Annotated in this window: 14 protein-coding genes; 8 read left to right on the top strand and 6 right to left on the bottom strand. The window is 61.3% G+C overall.

From position 1 onward, the window contains the following. Positions 1 to 59 precede the first annotated feature (59 nt). Positions 60 to 479: a hypothetical protein gene (locus SULPSESMR1_RS23860; protein ID WP_089423535.1), complete on the top strand. Its 420-nt coding sequence runs from the start codon at positions 60 to 62 to the stop codon at positions 477 to 479. Further along, a complete protein-coding gene (locus tag SULPSESMR1_RS23855) occupies positions 472 to 1116 on the top strand; it encodes an antitoxin of toxin-antitoxin stability system (RefSeq protein ID WP_089423534.1) in 645 nt (214 codons plus the stop codon). The genes SULPSESMR1_RS23860 and SULPSESMR1_RS23855 overlap by 8 nt, the downstream gene beginning before the upstream one ends. A 3-nt stretch (positions 1117 to 1119) precedes the next feature. Here the strand turns inward: SULPSESMR1_RS23855 and SULPSESMR1_RS23850 are convergent, their stop codons facing one another. Together SULPSESMR1_RS23850 and SULPSESMR1_RS23845 are read right to left on the bottom strand one after the other, a co-directional pair. Continuing rightward, positions 1120 to 1725, bottom strand: a complete 606-nt coding sequence (locus SULPSESMR1_RS23850) for a mobile mystery protein B (RefSeq protein ID WP_198362931.1) — start codon at positions 1723 to 1725, stop codon at positions 1120 to 1122. After that, a complete protein-coding gene (locus SULPSESMR1_RS23845) occupies positions 1722 to 2183 on the bottom strand; it encodes a hypothetical protein (protein ID WP_089423533.1) in 462 nt (153 codons plus the stop codon). Before SULPSESMR1_RS23845 ends, SULPSESMR1_RS23850 begins: the two co-directional genes overlap by 4 nt. Before the next feature lie 332 nt (positions 2184 to 2515). Here SULPSESMR1_RS23845 and SULPSESMR1_RS23840 point away from each other — a divergent pair, with 332 nt between their 5' ends. Then, positions 2516 to 3868: a hypothetical protein gene (locus SULPSESMR1_RS23840; protein WP_089423532.1), complete on the top strand. Its 1353-nt coding sequence runs from the start codon at positions 2516 to 2518 to the stop codon at positions 3866 to 3868. A 27-nt stretch (positions 3869 to 3895) separates the two neighbouring features. Here SULPSESMR1_RS23840 and SULPSESMR1_RS23835 read toward each other — a convergent pair whose 3' ends face one another. Beyond that, complete coding sequence (locus SULPSESMR1_RS23835; RefSeq protein WP_089423531.1) at positions 3896 to 4189, bottom strand: hypothetical protein; 294 nt, start codon at positions 4187 to 4189, stop codon at positions 3896 to 3898. Between the two features lie 176 nt (positions 4190 to 4365). Between SULPSESMR1_RS23835 and SULPSESMR1_RS23830 the strand changes: the two genes are divergently transcribed. The 5 genes from SULPSESMR1_RS23830 (at position 4366) to SULPSESMR1_RS23810 (ending at position 11710) form a co-directional block, all read left to right on the top strand. Next, positions 4366 to 8748, top strand: coding sequence for a bifunctional class I SAM-dependent methyltransferase/DEAD/DEAH box helicase (locus tag SULPSESMR1_RS23830; RefSeq protein ID WP_089423530.1), 4383 nt, complete (start codon positions 4366 to 4368; stop codon positions 8746 to 8748). A 3-nt stretch (positions 8749 to 8751) separates the two neighbouring features. Beyond that, positions 8752 to 9783, top strand: a complete 1032-nt coding sequence (locus SULPSESMR1_RS23825) for a DUF7146 domain-containing protein (RefSeq protein WP_089423529.1) — start codon at positions 8752 to 8754, stop codon at positions 9781 to 9783. A gap of 370 nt (positions 9784 to 10153) precedes the next feature. Continuing rightward, the gene (locus SULPSESMR1_RS23820) at positions 10154 to 11086 is read left to right on the top strand and encodes a DUF2493 domain-containing protein (protein ID WP_089423528.1); all 933 of its coding nucleotides are present in this window, start codon (positions 10154 to 10156) and stop codon (positions 11084 to 11086) included. A gap of 85 nt (positions 11087 to 11171) precedes the next feature. Then, positions 11172 to 11429 carry a WGR domain-containing protein gene (locus tag SULPSESMR1_RS23815; RefSeq protein WP_067296573.1) on the top strand — a complete coding sequence of 86 codons (258 nt, stop codon included), beginning with the start codon at positions 11172 to 11174 and terminating at the stop codon, positions 11427 to 11429. A gap of 50 nt (positions 11430 to 11479) precedes the next feature. Continuing rightward, positions 11480 to 11710 (top strand): DUF6429 family protein, encoded by a 231-nt coding sequence (locus SULPSESMR1_RS23810; protein WP_089423527.1) that lies wholly within the window; start codon positions 11480 to 11482, stop codon positions 11708 to 11710. A gap of 117 nt (positions 11711 to 11827) precedes the next feature. On the opposite strand, the gene SULPSESMR1_RS23805 is transcribed toward SULPSESMR1_RS23810, so the two are convergent. From SULPSESMR1_RS23805 to SULPSESMR1_RS23795, 3 genes are all read right to left on the bottom strand, one after another. Further along, the gene (locus tag SULPSESMR1_RS23805) at positions 11828 to 15091 is read right to left on the bottom strand and encodes a hypothetical protein (RefSeq protein ID WP_157729118.1); all 3264 of its coding nucleotides are present in this window, start codon (positions 15089 to 15091) and stop codon (positions 11828 to 11830) included. Between the two features lie 719 nt (positions 15092 to 15810). Further along, the gene (locus SULPSESMR1_RS23800; protein ID WP_089423525.1) at positions 15811 to 16080 is read right to left on the bottom strand and encodes a hypothetical protein; all 270 of its coding nucleotides are present in this window, start codon (positions 16078 to 16080) and stop codon (positions 15811 to 15813) included. Positions 16081 to 16240: 160 nt separating this feature from the next. Beyond that, a complete protein-coding gene (locus SULPSESMR1_RS23795) occupies positions 16241 to 16420 on the bottom strand; it encodes a hypothetical protein (RefSeq protein WP_040179868.1) in 180 nt (59 codons plus the stop codon). Positions 16421 to 16489: the final 69 nt, after the last annotated feature.

The following is a 16489-nucleotide window of genomic DNA, read 5'->3' as shown; positions in this document are numbered from 1 at the left end:
TTTCATCCCAATCCAGCGCCCGGCCTCTCGGCCGGGTCTTCCCAGTTCAGGAGATCCCCATGGCGGATTACTTCACCCATTTCTCATGCCTGATCGACGTCGGCAGCCCCGAAAAGGCCGCCCGGGCCCTTACCCTGTTCCAGGCCTTGCGCGCCGCGGATCAGGACGCCGATGACCCGGAGGTCGCGGGCTTCACTCTTGCGCACCAGGACGCGCCCGAGGGCAGCACGCTCTGGGTCCATGACGACGAGCACGGCGATGTCGAGGCGGTTATCCGCTTCGTGCTGCGCCTTGCGGAAGACCTCGACCTCACCGGCCTCTGGGGGTTCCAGTACGGGCTGACCTGTTCCCGGCCTCGCCTCGACGCCTTCGGCGGCGGCGCGCATGTCATCGATCTCGGCGCGCGCAAGTCCATCGGCTGGACGAGCACGCAAGAATGGCTGGCCGCCGCGCTGAACGGGGAGGACGTCGATGCCTGAGGTCATTTGCACAACAGTCTACCAGTTCCCTGAACTCTCAGACGTCGCCAAGGAAAAGGCGCGCAGCTGGTATCGCGAGCTTGAGCCCCAAGACGACTGGTGGGACGCGGTCTATGAGGATTTCGAGGGGGTTTGCGAAATCCTCGGCATCCGCCTGAAGACCACCCCCGTCCGCCTGATGGGCGGCGGGACGCGGGCCAAGCCTTGCATCTGGTTCTCCGGCTTCTGGAGCCAGGGGGACGGTGCTTGCTTCGAAAGCCACTGGTCCCACTCCAAGGGCGCAGCCGCGCGCATCCGGGACTACGCCCCGACGGATGCCACTCTGCATGGCATCGCCGACCGGCTGCAGGCCATCCAGCGGCGGAACTTCTACCAGCTTGCTGCCGAGGTCAGCCACCGCGGCCGCTATTACCACGAATACACCATGTCGATCGACGTCACGCGCGAAAGCCCAACCTGGCAGCCGCCCACCGAGGACGCAGAGGAGATCGTGACCGAGGCGCTACGCGACCTTGCCCGCTGGCTCTACCGTCAGCTTCAGAGTGAATACGACCACCTTACCTCGGACGAGTCCGTTGAGGACGGCATCATCGCCAATGAATACACCTTCACCGAAGAAGGGCGGCGGTTCGGGTGAGGACTATCGGGCAATTGACCTGACGAGCGTCACGAGAGGGTCAAACTCGTGCTGATCGGCCGCTCTCAGCGCCGCGATATAGGCCGCGCGGTGTGCACTGTCGGCGTTCAGCGTGCCGCCGCCGGACCAGTCGAGGAAGATGGCCCGGTCGATCTTTGCCAGGTAGGCGTCTGCCATGATCCGCGCCCAACGTCCGTTGCCGTTGGCGAAGGGATGGATCCAGACCAGGCGGTGATGCAGGCGCGCCGTGGCTTCCAGCGGGTCAAAGCTCTTGTGGTCGCGCCAGTACCGGGCGTCATCAAGGCAGGTGCGCAGTTCGGTTGAAATGTGCCAAACCGGCACGTCGATATTCTTCTCGGTCAGGCGATAGACGCCTGCCCAGTCCCAGACCTCGCCGAAGAGGCGCTTGTGAATCTCGCGGACGGCAGCATCGGTCAGCAGATCGAACGACTTGGGTCGTCGGTCGAGCCAGGTCAGGCCGGCGATGATGTTTTCGCCTTCGAGCTCGTTCAATTCGCCGCGGGTCGCGATGTGCTTGGCCCTGAGGCCAAGCAATTCGTCCGGTGTCAGGGGTGTCGCCCCAGCGGGTTCATGAAGCTCCAGCGTCATTGCCAGAAATCCCGGCGGCCTTCACGGATGATGTCGGCCGCCAGGTCCTCGACCATCTCGGCCTCGCTGCGCAGGCCCTCACTCTGCTCTTCGAGGGCCATATGCGCCCGTGTGCGCTGGATGATGCGGCGGGCTTTCGTGCGCGCTTGAGCCAGGACGATCTCCTCGACCGGGCCTTCGCGCGGGACGATGGCATAGACGAGACGTCCGCCCATGGCCTCGGCGATCTTCTCGAGCTGGTTCAGCGAGATCGCTCCCGCCTGCTCATTCCGGATTGATGCATAGATCGTGTTGCGCGAAACATCGAGACGTTCGGCAAGGGCGGGCGCGTTCATCCCGATCGCTTCCTGAAACGTGGCGATCCAGCCACCGAACGGCTTTGCAAGCGACTTTGCCAGGCTGGCAGCCTGGTTGATCCTATTTTGGGCCTGACGTTGCTTCGCGCGAGTGACGGACATGTGCCAACCTGAGAGTTTGCATTCCTGCATGAAATGCAGGTCTATAATATGGCAGCAAGGCTAAGATTGCAACATCATAGATATGCATAAACGCTTGTGGCGCGATATCATAGATTGGCAAACGTATGGATTTTGCCAAGCTGAGATGTGGCAAAAGGTTGCGCCATGATCATGTTCCCGGCGCTGTTTGCCCTGATCAACGCTCTCTCGGGTCCCTGTCGACGTCGTCATCTGGTTCGTGCGGCGGCTTGCCTTAGGCAGGGCGAAGTCATGGCCTGTCGACTTAAAAAGCTCTATTCGGAACAAAGGCCTGTGGGTGTTGGATGCTGAGAATGGATATATCGCGCGAGGAGCTTTTTGCTCTCATTTGGGAGAAGCCGACCGTGGAGGTCGCGCGTGACATGGGCATCTCGGACGTTGCCGTTGCCAAGCTCTGCGCGCGCCTTCAAGTGCCGAAACCGCCCCGAGGATATTGGGCGCGCGTAGAAGCAGGACAAGCGCCACGGCGTCCTCCGCTGCGTGCATTTCGCGACGAAATCGAGGAGCGCCGGAAAGCCCTCGCGCGCTCGTGTCCGCGTCCGGGCGCCGTCAGGCTGTCGCCGATTCAGCGTAAGTTCGTCGACCAGGCGCTTCTGGAGTTCGTGGCGAAGGGAGGCGACCCTGGGACCACAAAGGTTGTGTCCAACCAGATCAGGGACATGCCTCCCTACATCGCCACACAGCTGCTGCTCCTCATCCAGAACCGCTACCTCGTCTGGGTCAAGAATGGCGATGTCGATGTCGCGTTGAGCCATGGCGTCACGCAAAGCCTTGCGGGTCTTGTCGACAAGATGCTTCCGGTGGCAAAGCCACAGGTCATTGTTCTGCCCCGCGCCGACCGCTGCTTCGATGAGGACCGGAAAGAACCGTCCATCCTGATCCGACTGACGGCGCATTTGCAGGAGCGTATAGCCCAGTTGGCGATGTTGGTGCGGGATCAGAAGCTCGCGCTTGTCGTCATGCCGCTCGTCACCCTCGATCATGCGTGGTCCGCGCATCATGTCTATTCTGCGGAAAACTACACGACAGCCAGCAGTCAGCTTTGCGTATCGGCCACCGAACTCTGGGTAGATTGCACCATGAATGCACCGCATTACCGCCGCGCTGACACCGAGACCTTCAAGACCGAGAAGGTCGCCTTGCGTGACATCATGCCGATCGACCTGATGCCATCGAAGGAAGTGGAGATCCCGCCAGCGGTTGGCCGCGTGCGGATAAAGCAGCATTGGCCCCGTCTACGGGCGCTGATCGAGGCCGAACGTGTGCACGAGATGTTGGAGCGCAGCACCTATGCCTTGGAGCGGGATATCCCGGACGACCAGATCGCCATCGCGGATCGCATCTGGTTCGGGGGCGATCACCCGATGCTGGCTGCGAGAAGGGCATGGGATCGCTTGTCAGACGAGATGGAGCGTTGGGGTGAAGAGATCGAGGCCGAACGAGCCGATCTGTGCTGCACCATTTTGGGCATCGCTTTGGGCGACGTCGTGGTGCAATCACACAAGGGCCAGATCACGCGCATTCAAGTCTCTCGGACGAGCATGAACATCACCGAAAACCGGTCATTCTTCATCGTTGAAGGACAACGGTTTCGGAAAGATGGCACGGTGGGCAAACGCATTGACTCCATCTGGATCGACTTCTGAAGGGAAAACAGTCCCGCTGATCCGCGCTCACTTGTTCCCGTCGATCCATTTCGACATCAGCCCCTTGTCGCGGAAACACTCATCCGGCACGGCGCGGCGTTTGATGCGGGCAAGGCGCTCGGCGAAGGCGACTTGTTTTGATGACGCGCGGCTGTCCTGCGCGCCCAGGTTCAGCTTGGCCTGTGCATCGATCCACGCGCTCAAGGAGCGCCGATCTTGCTGAACGTCCCACGGCAGAAGCGTCTGGTTGCGCAGGGCCAGCGACCGCGCATAGGCAATCTGCTTTGGCGTCGCGGGGAGGGCGTAAGTGGTGCTTTCCATCGGGGATCTCCCTTCTTAGCTCGACCTTCAGTATAGAACATAACAGGAACAAAAGCAAGCCGCCTGGGGAAATCATGGGGTTTGAGAGGAAGAGGAGGGCCGGGGAAGATCAGGCCTGAGGGTGCCCGAGAGAGGGTGTCCGGGCCTGATCCTGTTCCTCTTTCCGGAGTTTCCCGATGACCCATCTCGCCCCTTTTGCGTCCGAGCGCACGCTTGCGCCTGTTGTCCCCATCCCGCCCCTCGATACGGCCACTGCGATCTTGAGCGTGGCCGAGGCGCTGCAGCCCGATCTGGCGCAGGGTTTCCAGATCGACGCGCTTCGCCTGCGCGTTGAGATGGAGCGCGTCTTTGGCGGCTCTGACGCGACCGGCGCCTGGGACTGGAAGCTGGCCTATGAAGCGGGCGAGGCAGCGCTGGTCCTGTTCCTGCGGAAGTTCGGCCGTGCGCTCCTGGCCCGGGCGGGCACGCCCGCGGCTCTGCTGCCGATTCTTGCCAAGGTGTCCGGCCTTTTGCCGACCCATACGCGGCGGTCTGAAGAGATGGAGCGGTACCAGCAATTCTCGACACCGCTGCCCATGGGGCTGGCGGCACTGGCTGCAGCACAGATCACCGCGCGCGATCTGGTGCTGGAGCCATCGGCTGGGACGGGCCTTCTGGCGGTCCTCGCAGAAATCGCGGGCGGCAGCCTCGCGCTGAACGAGTTGGCCGACACCCGCGCCGATCTTCTGCGCCGCCTGTTTCCGGGGCTTCCGGTCACGGGCTTCGACGCAGCCCAGATCGACGATCATCTCGACGCGGACCTGCGCCCGAGCGTCATCCTGATGAACCCGCCCTTCTCGGCGGTGGCCAATGTCGACGCTCGCACCACCGAGGCGACAGCCCGGCATCTGCGCTCGGCGCTTGCGCGTCTGGTCCCCGGCGGACGGTTGGTCGCCATCACCGGTGCCAGTTTCGCGCCCGATGCGCCCGCCTGGGCTGAGACCTTCGGTCGCCTGACCCAGACCGCGCATCTGGTCTTTACGGGTGCTGTGTCGGGTGCGGCCTTCGCCAAGCACGGCACCAGCTTCGAGACGCGGATTTCGGTCTTCGACAAATGCCTCGGTGGCGAGGCGGGCGGCATCACAGCCGATCTGGCGCGCCCGATTTCGCCTGATGTCGCCAGCCTGCTGTCGCTGATCACTACCCATGTCCCCCCGCGCCTCGAACTGGCGCAGGTCGCACCAGCCGGGCAGGGCCCCACTTCCCCCTTCCCGGGAAATCCTGCCCGCACCACGCGCACAGGCATCAGCTCGACGCGCGCCACGCCTGCAACAGCCCCCACCAACACCGCGGTGCAGATCGAGGCCGCAGACCTCGCCTATACCCTGCGCGATGCAACCGAGGACGGGGCCAGCGCGCGCCTGTCGGATGCTATTTATGAGACCTTCCGTCTGCAGGCGATCGACATTCCCGGAGCGGAACCGCACCCGACCAAGCTTGTGCAATCTGCGGCCATGGCTTCGGTCGCGCCCCCAAAACCCAGCTACCGGCCCAAGCTTCCAGCCGCCATCCTGCGCGATGGCCTTCTGTCCGACGCGCAGCTTGAGACTGTGATCTACGCGGGCGAGGCGCATGGCGCTTATCTCGCGGGGTCTTGGACCGTCGATGAGACCGGCGACATGGTCTCGGCCGCGCCGGACGATGCCGCTGACGCCGTCCGTTTCCGCCGCGGCTTCTTCCTTGGCGATGGCACCGGGGCGGGCAAGGGCCGCCAGTCCGCCGGCATCCTGCTCGACAACTGGGCGCAGGGTCGGCGCAAAGCGCTCTGGATCTCCAAAAGCGACAAGCTGCTGGAGGATGCGCAGCGCGACTGGTCCGCACTCGGACAGGAACGCTTGCTGGTGACGCCGCTGTCGCGCTTCGCGCAAGGCAAAGACATCCCGCTGACCGAAGGCATCCTCTTCACCACCTATGCCACGCTGCGCTCCGAGGAGCGGGGCGCCAGGAAATCCCGCGTCGATCAGATCGTCGACTGGCTTGGGGCGGATTTTGACGGGGTGATCCTGTTTGACGAAAGCCATGCCATGGCGAATGCCGCAGGAAGCAAGGGTGAGCGCGGCGATGTCACGGCCTCGCAGCAGGGCAGGGCGGGTCTGCGCCTGCAGCACAAACTTCCGAATGCCCGCATGGTCTATGTTTCGGCCACGGGGGCGACCTCGGTCCATAACCTCGCCTATACGCAGCGGCTTGGGCTTTGGGGGGGCGAAGACTTTCCGTTTTCGACGCGGGCGGAATTTGTGCAAGCTATCGAAGCTGGCGGCGTTGCCGCGATGGAGGTCCTGGCCCGCGATCTGCGGTCGCTTGGCCTCTACACGGCGCGCTCGCTGTCCTATGACGGCGTCGAATACGAGATGCTGGAACATGCGCTGACGCCGGAGCAGCGCGGGATCTATGATGCATATGCGCTCGCCTTCGGAGTCATACATCGGAACTTGTCCGCGGCGCTGGAAGCGGCCAACATTACTGGCGAATCCGGCGGTACGCTGAACCGCCAGGCCAAGTCCGCCGCCCGCTCGGCTTTCGAGTCCGCCAAGCAACGGTTCTTCGGCCATCTGCTGACCTCGATGAAAACTCCCACGCTGATCGCCGCCATCGACGCCGATCTCGCCGCAGACCACGCGGCCGTCATCCAGATTGTCTCGACGGGCGAGGCGCTGATGGAGCGCCGCCTGTCGGACATCCCCACGGACGAGTGGAACGATGTGCGGGTGGACATCACGCCAAGAGAGGCTTGCCTGGATTATCTGCAGCATTCCTTTCCGGTGCAGCTCTACGAGCCCTTCACCGATAGCGAAGGCAACCTCTCCTCGCGGCCTGTCACGCGCGACGGCCAGCCGGTGGAATGTCGCGAAGCTGCGCGCAGGCGCGATGCGCTGATCGAGCATCTGGCAAGCCTGCCGCCTGTGCCCGGCGCGCTTGACCAGATCGTCCAGCGCTTCGGCACCGATCTCGTGGCCGAGGTCACGGGACGCTCGCGGCGCATTGTGAGGAAGGGCGAGGGTGCTGCCGCCCGCCTGGTCGTGGAAAGCCGGGCGGGCTCTGCCAACCTCGCGGAAACCGCCGCCTTCATGGATGACCAGAAGCGCATCCTGATCTTCTCGGATGCCGGCGGCACGGGGCGCAGCTATCACGCCGATCTCGGGGCGAAGAACCAGCGCCTGCGGGTCCACTACCTCCTGGAACCGGGCTGGAAGGCCGATGCGGCCATTCAGGGACTGGGCCGCACCAACCGCACCAACCAGGCGCAACCACCGCTGTTCCGGCCCGTTGCTACCGATGTGAAAGCAGAGAAACGCTTCCTCAGCACCATCGCGCGTCGCCTCGACACGCTCGGGGCGATCACGCGCGGCCAGCGTCAAACCGGCGGGCAGGGGCTGTTCCGGCCCGAGGACAATCTCGAGTCCCCCTATGCCCGCGACGCTCTGCGCCAGCTTTACCGCCGCCTCTATCGCGGTGATGTTGCGGGCTGCTCGCTCGGGGCGTTTGAGGATGCGACCGGCCTCAGCCTGACTGATGACAACGGTCTGAAGGATGACCTGCCGCCGATCACCACCTTCCTCAATCGCCTGCTGGCGCTCACAATCGACATGCAGGCTGTACTCTTCGCGGCCTTTGAGGAACTCCTCGACCAACGGATCGAGGGCGCTATCGCCGCCGGGGTCTACGACCTCGGGCTTGAGACGCTGCGCGCCGAGAGCTTCCGCGTCACAGATGCGCGGGTGATTTACACCCATCCCGGCTCCGGCGCGGAAACCCAGCTGCTGAGCATCGCGCAAAAGCAGCGCAATACACCGCTGTCACTGGCGGATGCGCTCGACTGGCTCGATGACCCAAAGGCGCGGCTACTGGTCAACAGCCGCTCGGGCCGGGCTGCCGTGCAGGTGCCCGCGACCAGCCTGATGCTGGACGATGGCACCATCGAACCCCGCCTGCGGCTGATCCGCCCGCTGGAGGCGAGCACGGTTCCGGCCAAGATCATGGACGACACCCATTGGCTCGAAGCCGACCGCGCGGCCTTCAATGAAGCCTGGAGGGCAGAACTGGCTGAAGTGCCGGAGTTCTCGGAAACCACCCTGCATATCGTGGCGGGCCTCTTGCTGCCGATCTGGAAGCAGCTCCCCCAGGATGAAACCCGCGTCTACCGGCTGCAGACCGATGACGGTCAGCGCATCATCGGTCGCCGCGTTTCGCCGTCGTGGGTCGCGACCACACTTGCCGCCGATGCTCCGAAGCTCACGGCGGCGCAGGTCCATGCCCTTGTTCTGGAAGGCAAGACGGTCGTGCGCTTGGCCGAAGGGATGGAGCTGCACCGCTCGCGCGTTATGGGCGTCAACCGGATCGAGCTGTCGGGCTTTTTGGGTGCCGCCAAGGACCGGCTCAAGGCAGATGGGTTCTTCTCGGAGATCATCGCCTGGAAGCTGCGGCTCTTCTGCCCAGCGGACTCGAGCGGCATCGCAGTGCTTGATCGTCTGCTTGCACGTTGTCCCGTGACAGGACTACATGCGCGTGGAGGGTGCTGAGCCATGTATTCCGAGACTGAAGATGTGATCCGCGCTCTGGCGGAGAACGCAGAGAGCGTGTGTCGCGCCTACCTTCCCGCCGGACGGCGGGAAGGGTCCTACTGGATCGTGGGCGATTTGCAGAACAACCCCGGCCGGTCGCTCTTCGTGCGGCTGACTGGACCCACATCAGGACCGGGCGCCCGTGGCAAATGGCAGGACGCGGCTGTCGGACTGCATGGCGATCTCCTCGACATCATCCGCGAGCGAACCGGGATCTCCCGCTTTCCCGACCTTCTGGCTGAGGCCCGGGCGCATCTTGGCCGTCCCCAGCCGGTCCTCCCGAATACGCCAGTGCCGAAGAAGCCCAAAGCCCCCGGTGGCACACGAGCCGCGGCGGCGCGGCTCTTTGCAGCCTCTATGCCAGTCGCAGGCACGCTTGCCGACACTTACCTTCGCGCCCGGGGCATCACCCAAGGCGGCACGATGAGCGCCCTTCGCTTCCACCCGACGTGCTGGCATCGGGATGAGGGCCAGACCAAGAGCATTCCCCGACCAGCATTGATCGCTGCGGTCACCGATGGGGCAGGGGCCCTGCAGGGTGTGCATCGGACTTGGCTGGCGCACGACGGCAAGGGCAAGGCGGCGGTCAAAACGCAGCGGCGTGCCATGGGTCACCTCCTCGGCAATGCTGTCAGGCTGACCCCGCATGACGACATCCTCGTGATCGGCGAGGGCATTGAGACCATGCTGTCCCTGTTCGAGGCAGTGCCGGGCCTTCCCGTCTGGGCGGCGCTGTCGTCGGGTCACCTCGGGGCCGTCCTGCTGCCAGAGGGATTGCAGCGCCTCTACATCGCGATCGACCGCGATCCGGCCGGGCAACGCGCGGCAGAGAGGTTGAGCGCCAGAGCCACAGAGGTCGGGATTGGGTGCCATGTGCTCGAGCCACAACTCGGGGATTTCAACGATGATCTCCGGGCGACCGGCAAAGAGGCGCTGCGCCAGCATCTGGCAGGGCAGATCGGGCTTGAGGATCGCCAACGCCTGTTGGGCTGAGCCGCATCGCGCAGAGGGTGGTCAGGGGTTGAGGGAGTAGGGGTCCTGCAGTCCTGTCGCGGGTTTGGATCATCACCTTTGCCTCTTCCCGGGTAAATCTCATCCACCCGACACCCGAGCGGCCTTCAAGAGATGGGCAGGCGGCCGTCAAAGGGGACGCCCCATCAAGGGCGGCAGGCAAGCTATTTCCGCCGCGGGGGACGAGCCCCCGCTTTGCATCGCGAAACAAATAGCTTGCCTGCCGCCCTCCTCCACATGCGTTCCGGCCCCGAAGGCGGGGTGAGGGGGCGTCCCCAGTGACAGCTTTCGCAGCCCATGAAGGCCGCGCGGGTTGTCGCGCGGATGAGACAGGCCCGGAGGCAAGAAACAGATGACGATCCACACTCACGACGACACGTATGAACCCGCCCACACCGCATCCCAGACCGCCCTTGCGCTCGACGAGCTGCAGCTTTATGGCTACCGCCCCTTTGATGAGCCCGATCCGCGCCCGATGCCCGATGGGCAGCGCCTCGCGGTCGCAGTCGCCGACATCTTCGATGCCCTCGTCGCGACCCTGGAAGACACCCGCATGGAACCCGACCTCGAAGAGGTGCTCTGGGGCCAGGTCAACCTCTTCCACCGTGCCACGGCGAGGGTTGAGCGGTCGCTCGATGAGAACGAGCAGGCGCAGCGCCGCCTTCAGCGCGAGCAGGATGGCTCCGAGGTGAAATCCACCGAACTCGAGCGCCTGACGGCCGAAGGCCTGACCCTGATCGAACGGCGCAACTGCATGGACATGATGCGCGATCATGCAGCCACCGAGTTCGTCCATCACACGGGATCCACCTGGCGCCCCCGCACCGGCTCGATGGTGAACCGCCAGCACATGACCGCCGCCCTGATCGACAGCCGCGACTTCCTGGCCGCCAAGCGCCGCGCGGAAACCGAGGTGATGCTGCCCGCAGGCCCCAAGGTCGCCCTCACTGGCGGGACCGACTTCAACGATCACCGCCTGATCTGGGGCAAGCTCGATCAGGTCCGGACCAAATATCCCGACATGGTTCTTCTGCACGGTGGCAGCCCGAAGGGCGCAGAACTCATTGCCGCCAAATGGGCCGAGGCTCGGGGCGTGACGCAGGTCGCCTTCAAACCCGACTGGACCAAGCACGCCAAGGCTGCCCCCTTCAAGCGCAACGACGCCATGCTGGAGGTGCTGCCGGTGGGTGTTCTCGTCTTCCCGGGCACCGGCATCCAGGAGAACCTCGCCGACAAGGCCAAGAAGCTGGGCATCCCGGTCATGAAGTTCGAGAAGGGGGCGTGAGCCCCCTTTTCCCCTCGCGGGGAAATCGAGGTGGAAGAGCAGGCTTCCACCTGATATTTTGGAAGAAAGCCTGCTGGATCACGATATGTCTCACTCTGTCGCTCAACTTGAGGTGTTCCCGACCGACCTGCAGATGCGGCGGATCGATCCAGCCTGCAACATGCGGCGGTTTTACCGCATGAGCATTCAGCCCGATCTCTTTGGGGGCGCCAGCTTGGTGCGCGAATGGGGCCGCATTGGCGCGCGCGGGCAGATGATGATTGAGCAGCATCCAGATGAAGGGCGCGCTGTCACCGCGCTGATGAAACTTGCCGCGATAAAGAAGCGGCGGGGTTATGCATGATGCGCGGCCGCGGTTCGAAAAGCGGGCAGACATAGGAAAACGAGGGGGAGATGGCACTCGACATCGATAAGATTGATGATGCGGCTCTCGCGATCCTTAGCCTGACGCTGCATTACGGCGATCAGGTCTGGAAGGGAGTCGATTGGGCCATCACCAACCGGCTTTTCGAGAACGGCCTGATTTTTGATCCCAAAAACAAGGCGAAATCGCTGAGCCTGACCCCAGAATGGGTCGCGCATGCGCGGGAGATTCTCGCGCGGGATTTCAGCAAGGCTGAGTGACGGGCGGCTTTGCGGGACCTTCCAGTCGTTCGCTGCGCGCCGCACGAATGACCTGCTTGCGCGGAAGCGGATGTCTGAGTGGCAGAATCAGGTGATCGCATGGTAGGCGCAAGTGTCTTATCTCGCCTCCCGAAGGCGCTTCTTCAATTCCATCAATTCAAAGCATGGCGGGTTTTCAATCCCATCCGGCACCAGGATGTTGTCGTCACTGCGAAGTGCCATGCCGTCTTGATCGTGAACGCCAACCTCCCACGCCTCCCGGACATAGAGCATTCGCTTCAAAATCGAAAGGTCAGTGAAAAACTGCGGTTCACCCTCAGGCCCAAGAACCGCAGGTGCCAGAATGAAACACTGCTTCTCCTCGAAGTCAGATAGAAACGTATCCAGGTTGTTGCTGTTTGGCGGGGTCATGGTTAGCATCCGCGAGGCTTGCATAAACTTCTTGCTTGGGTCCAGACCATCCTTTTTGGGGTCGAAATTCTTGGAGATCGACGCGCGGTAATGTGACGGATGCTGCGCATCAACCCCTCTCAGGAGCGCAATCCGAATAGCATCCTCCTTATCCCGCGACCCGAATTTATCTCGCCATCCGGAAAATATTGAACATGCCGTTTGTTCATCACGAAATATCAGCGCAAGCATGGGAGGATATGCAGGGCCATAACCCGCAAACATTATTCCGTTCCATCCGGCCCTATCCCAGAGATGCAAGTTAATGATGGACTCGACGACGTAACCCCGATGACTTTGAACAATCTTCTCCGGGTCCGTAAATCCCTCGTCCTCTCCCCTACGCTCATCAAGAAACGCTCCCCTTATCACAGTTGGCGCATCACTCTTAAGCTGGTACTCCCTCTCGGAAAGGAACTGCAGCCCCGCGATAGTTGATGCGTGCGTACCGAAAAGCCGATGATTGCCAATGCAAGCATTGCTGAAGCTGATACTGCGCTGGATAACAAACTCGTCTACGAGCTGCGACATGAACCCGTTGTCCTTGTCAGGATTCACCACAGCAATTGCGTCGATAACCCGGGCGCAAAAGTCTATAAGATGATCGCAAAGCGTCTGATGGTGGGCAACATCTCTGACATCCAGTTCGACAGGCCACTTGACCGTCAGCATCATTGAGCCCGGATCAAAAATAATGTCAGGTTCACCGAGGTCTTCGCATATCTCTACCGACACAGACAATTCTGAGGCGTGGGCGAGCATACCCGTCTCAATAGATGTTGCCAGGAAGCCTTCGAGCGCGCCGATATGGGCCTCGCACAGCAAGTGCCCGAACACCGACGCGTCCGCAGTGAATTTCACCTTTACACCCAGGAGGATCACTGAGGCTTCAAACTCGCGGTTCTGGTACATTAGAAGGCGCTTGGGAAGGTCTCGGGCCGCCGGCTGCACAGCGGCCAGCTCTGCAAGTTCTTTGAGTTCATCTATCGAGCCCTCTTCAGGGATCGAGCCATCCTGCTCCAGGCTTTCGGCATGGCCCAGCAAGAGTATCAACGCCATGCGGGCCGAGAACAAACGCAGCTTCTCAAGCATGTCGGGCACAGTGGACAGCGCCCGGAGATCGTCTGCTTCCAGGTTGACGATCTGACACATCAGAAGGCGGTCAAACTCAAGCAGCTTGTTCCGGAGGCCTTCGCGGCCCTCATCGGACAAGGGCAGAACTTCATGCAGGCTGTTCAGCCAGAGGATCACATTCAGCGCATCGACAAACCGTCCGAGCTGTATGGATATCATGGCGAGGAGGCTTGCGGATGGAACAAGCTCCGGCCTGGGGCCGTCAGTGCCATCTGACAAAATGACCATTCTGACCAGCGCTGATAGCGACGTCGCGCGCGCTGCCCACAGAAGGCCTGCGCCGCGATAGGCAACAGAAAGACAATAGAGCGTTTCGAACTGCTCTTCCGCGTATTCCTCCTTCATGAAATAAATCGACGCTTTGCCAAGCCAGCGAATGGCCTCTATTGGCTCTTCGGCTTCGAGCCGCTGCTCGCCTCTTCGAAAGAGGATTTTTCCGGCTTTTCCTTCTTTGGCCCTTTCGCCCATAAACTCAGCTAGCTTAAGCACCAGAGCATCGAATGCATCGCTGGCAGGAGCAAAGGGCTGTAGCGCATCGATCACTTGATCGATCATCTCAGCAGGAAATTCTCCAAGTCCATGTGCTTGATCAATAACATCGGAAAGGCCGTTCCAGACTGCATCCAGGCTTTCTACATCTGTCTTGACGGATGCAGACGATAGCTCCAGCAGGTGGCCAAGCGCCTTTCCATAAAGCGCATTGTTTGGCCGGGACGCGTCTGCGCTAATCTCCTGAACCTTGACTCGCAGACGTTCGCCGCGCGCCTCAATCTCAAGTTCCTCAGCACCTTCCCAACCCTGCATAACCCGCGCAGTCAGAACCGTGTACAGGTTGGACAACTTGGATATGTCGTCCGCGTGGTTCTCCTCAAACGCAAGCGCTTCAATCTCCTCGTATGATTCATTGATGGCGTCAATTTCATCGAACCACCACAGATCGGTCCAGGCGCCCTCATAGATGGCCTGCATTTTCTGCCGCCTAGTTCCGTGCTTCTTTGCCAGTTTTATTGCCCGGTCAAATCGACCGACTGTTTCGATCCGCGGCCTTTCCAGCATTCTCGACAACTGCGCAGCTTCCAGAGCGTCCACGACCCGCTGCGTGATTTCTCCGCCGTTTTGTCCTCCCTTGGCGATCCGTTCTTCGAGTGCGTCTAGAGTCTTCCTCCGTTCAAAATCGCGCGGCCCGACCACCATTTTGGACTCGTCATACTGACCAGCCTTCAGATATTCATATGCAAGGTCTTTGTGATCATGCTCAAAAACCCGGTCAATAATCCATGATCTGTCATGAATCGTGACGGGAACATTGAACTTTTTGACGAGTTCGTCCTCGACCCGCAGGCGATCCTTGGATCGCGCCGCGCGGCTGGTGACGAATATAATTCTGTCGTAAGAACGACCTGTATCAACAATGCCCTGGACGTCGCTCCGAACTTTCGGCGCCCATTTTTCCTTCGCGCTGAAAGCAAATCCCCACCTTTCCGCACCTGAGCCTGGCAGTCCCTGAAACCAGCGGTCTGATATCTCGCGCGCAACGGAGTAAGTCTCCGTATCTACTTTTCCGTCGCCGCCGCCCTCCGGCCCGGTCTGAGGACGGAGGTTCGGGCAAATCTCTCTCTCGCACAGCTTGCGCGCAAAAATCTCAAAGTCCTGGTGCTGATTCCGCTGAGTTAAGCTTTCCAAATGATGGCTCAGCTCGGATTTTGCCAATATGTATACGCCCTCAGTTTTGCTGTCCGAGAATAGATAGGGTCTGTTGTGCCTCATGATTTCAGAGGGCCGGGGAAAATTGTTCATATCGAATTCCAAGCGGCCATAAACGCAAGCCAGTGGTACGTAGTGGTTGGGCAAGGTCTCTCGTTTATGGTATGATATGTGCCGTGCAAGCGCTAGATGTTGTTGCCCATATGACCTGAAAGTGGATTCGGTAGGCCTCCTGAACAACGCCAGCCATGGGGTTTACGTGTGTGTGGTGGGCGCACCCTTCGGGCTGGGCTGTTGGGAACGGAGCCTGAGCAGTTCCCATGCTGATCGTCGCGACACTCTCTTCGCCCGAAGGCTTCAGGTCATTCAAGTTGGAAAGCGGTTCCTGATGTTGGACGGTCAAGAATGCTGCGACTGGCGACGAACGGCAGGTTCAGAGATACCGCAATGCGGCGCGAGGCGGCTCGATGAACGACCGCTCTGGGCCGAACACGATGCAGCACCTGCGAAAGAGGCTTCTATGCTGCGATGTGCGTGACTGTCTACAATGGTGAAGGTTTCGACATGGGCAAGCCCCGTAAGCGGGGCCGGGCTGCTGAGGCTCCGCCCTGAATTCTGACCTTGCTGTATTCCTGTGCCAATACGTCTTGGCCTGTCTCATCCTGAGCCATCCCAAGACGTTTGCCACATGGTCGCCTTCACGATCCACTTTCAGCCCTGACGGGTCTGCATCCCTCTTGCAAGGTGGACGCTGCCGCCGGGCGAAGCCGAGGGGCTCAAGTGTTCGCCACCTGGCATAAGATTCCGAAGGGCTATGCGTCTGGCTTCTGGTCGAACAGAATAACGTGCGCGCCTTCGTGACTGTCAGGGTTGCCTACCAGCACGAACGGCATATCCGACCCGTCTTTCTCGTAGAGACAGCGGTATTTCATCTGGCCGCTGAGCGGATCGCGCACTTGGTCATAGCGCAAGCTGTGCTGAACGCCGTCTTCGATCCAGGCCTTGACGCCATCGGGGGTCACCAGTGCAAGCGGCGCGCCGTCCAGCAAGATTGTCTCGCCAACGTTGAAAATCTCTTTCATCTCATGGGTCTCCTATCGGTTCTCTTTGGTAGCGTTGCAAGCCGTCGTCGCCTTTGCAACGATCTCTGCCCCGCGTGTTCTCTCTCTCGGTGTCATTGCCCCCGGATCACAATCGTGTCCTGCTCCGGTCGCTCGCGAGCATTTTAGGGCTGGAGGCGGTCTATCCTGCGTCCTCATAGGGCTCGTACCTCAGGTTCGCACCGTCCGACGGCTCAAAGTCATCGGACCATCTTGTACGGCGCATGCCGCAGATCCACTGGAAAACGACGCCAACCTCGACATCTTCACCGTTTACCGTCGCCCAAATGACTTCGACCGGGTAACCCGCATAATTCTTCATGCTCAACTCCTGACCTCCATTTGGTCGGAGCCGCAGTTATCAGGTGGCAGGTATATGCCTGTACCTATA

The sequence above is a fragment of the Pseudosulfitobacter pseudonitzschiae genome, assembly GCF_002222635.1.
Lineage (GTDB): Bacteria > Pseudomonadota > Alphaproteobacteria > Rhodobacterales > Rhodobacteraceae > Pseudosulfitobacter > Pseudosulfitobacter pseudonitzschiae_A.
This window is presented reverse-complemented; position numbering and strand designations above follow the sequence as displayed.

Coding starts and splice junctions, on each gene's coding strand:
- SULPSESMR1_RS23860 (WP_089423535.1), top strand. CDS start 60: ATGGCGGATTACTTCACCCATTTCTCATGCCTGATCGACGTCGGCAGC.
- SULPSESMR1_RS23855 (WP_089423534.1), top strand. CDS start 472: ATGCCTGAGGTCATTTGCACAACAGTCTACCAGTTCCCTGAACTCTCA.
- SULPSESMR1_RS23850 (WP_198362931.1), bottom strand. CDS start 1,725: ATGACGCTGGAGCTTCATGAACCCGCTGGGGCGACACCCCTGACACCG.
- SULPSESMR1_RS23845 (WP_089423533.1), bottom strand. CDS start 2,183: ATGTCCGTCACTCGCGCGAAGCAACGTCAGGCCCAAAATAGGATCAAC.
- SULPSESMR1_RS23840 (WP_089423532.1), top strand. CDS start 2,516: ATGGATATATCGCGCGAGGAGCTTTTTGCTCTCATTTGGGAGAAGCCG.
- SULPSESMR1_RS23835 (WP_089423531.1), bottom strand. CDS start 4,189: ATGGAAAGCACCACTTACGCCCTCCCCGCGACGCCAAAGCAGATTGCC.
- SULPSESMR1_RS23830 (WP_089423530.1), top strand. CDS start 4,366: ATGACCCATCTCGCCCCTTTTGCGTCCGAGCGCACGCTTGCGCCTGTT.
- SULPSESMR1_RS23825 (WP_089423529.1), top strand. CDS start 8,752: ATGTATTCCGAGACTGAAGATGTGATCCGCGCTCTGGCGGAGAACGCA.
- SULPSESMR1_RS23820 (WP_089423528.1), top strand. CDS start 10,154: ATGACGATCCACACTCACGACGACACGTATGAACCCGCCCACACCGCA.
- SULPSESMR1_RS23815 (WP_067296573.1), top strand. CDS start 11,172: ATGTCTCACTCTGTCGCTCAACTTGAGGTGTTCCCGACCGACCTGCAG.
- SULPSESMR1_RS23810 (WP_089423527.1), top strand. CDS start 11,480: ATGGCACTCGACATCGATAAGATTGATGATGCGGCTCTCGCGATCCTT.
- SULPSESMR1_RS23805 (WP_157729118.1), bottom strand. CDS start 15,091: ATGAACAATTTTCCCCGGCCCTCTGAAATCATGAGGCACAACAGACCC.
- SULPSESMR1_RS23800 (WP_089423525.1), bottom strand. CDS start 16,080: ATGAAAGAGATTTTCAACGTTGGCGAGACAATCTTGCTGGACGGCGCG.
- SULPSESMR1_RS23795 (WP_040179868.1), bottom strand. CDS start 16,420: ATGAAGAATTATGCGGGTTACCCGGTCGAAGTCATTTGGGCGACGGTA.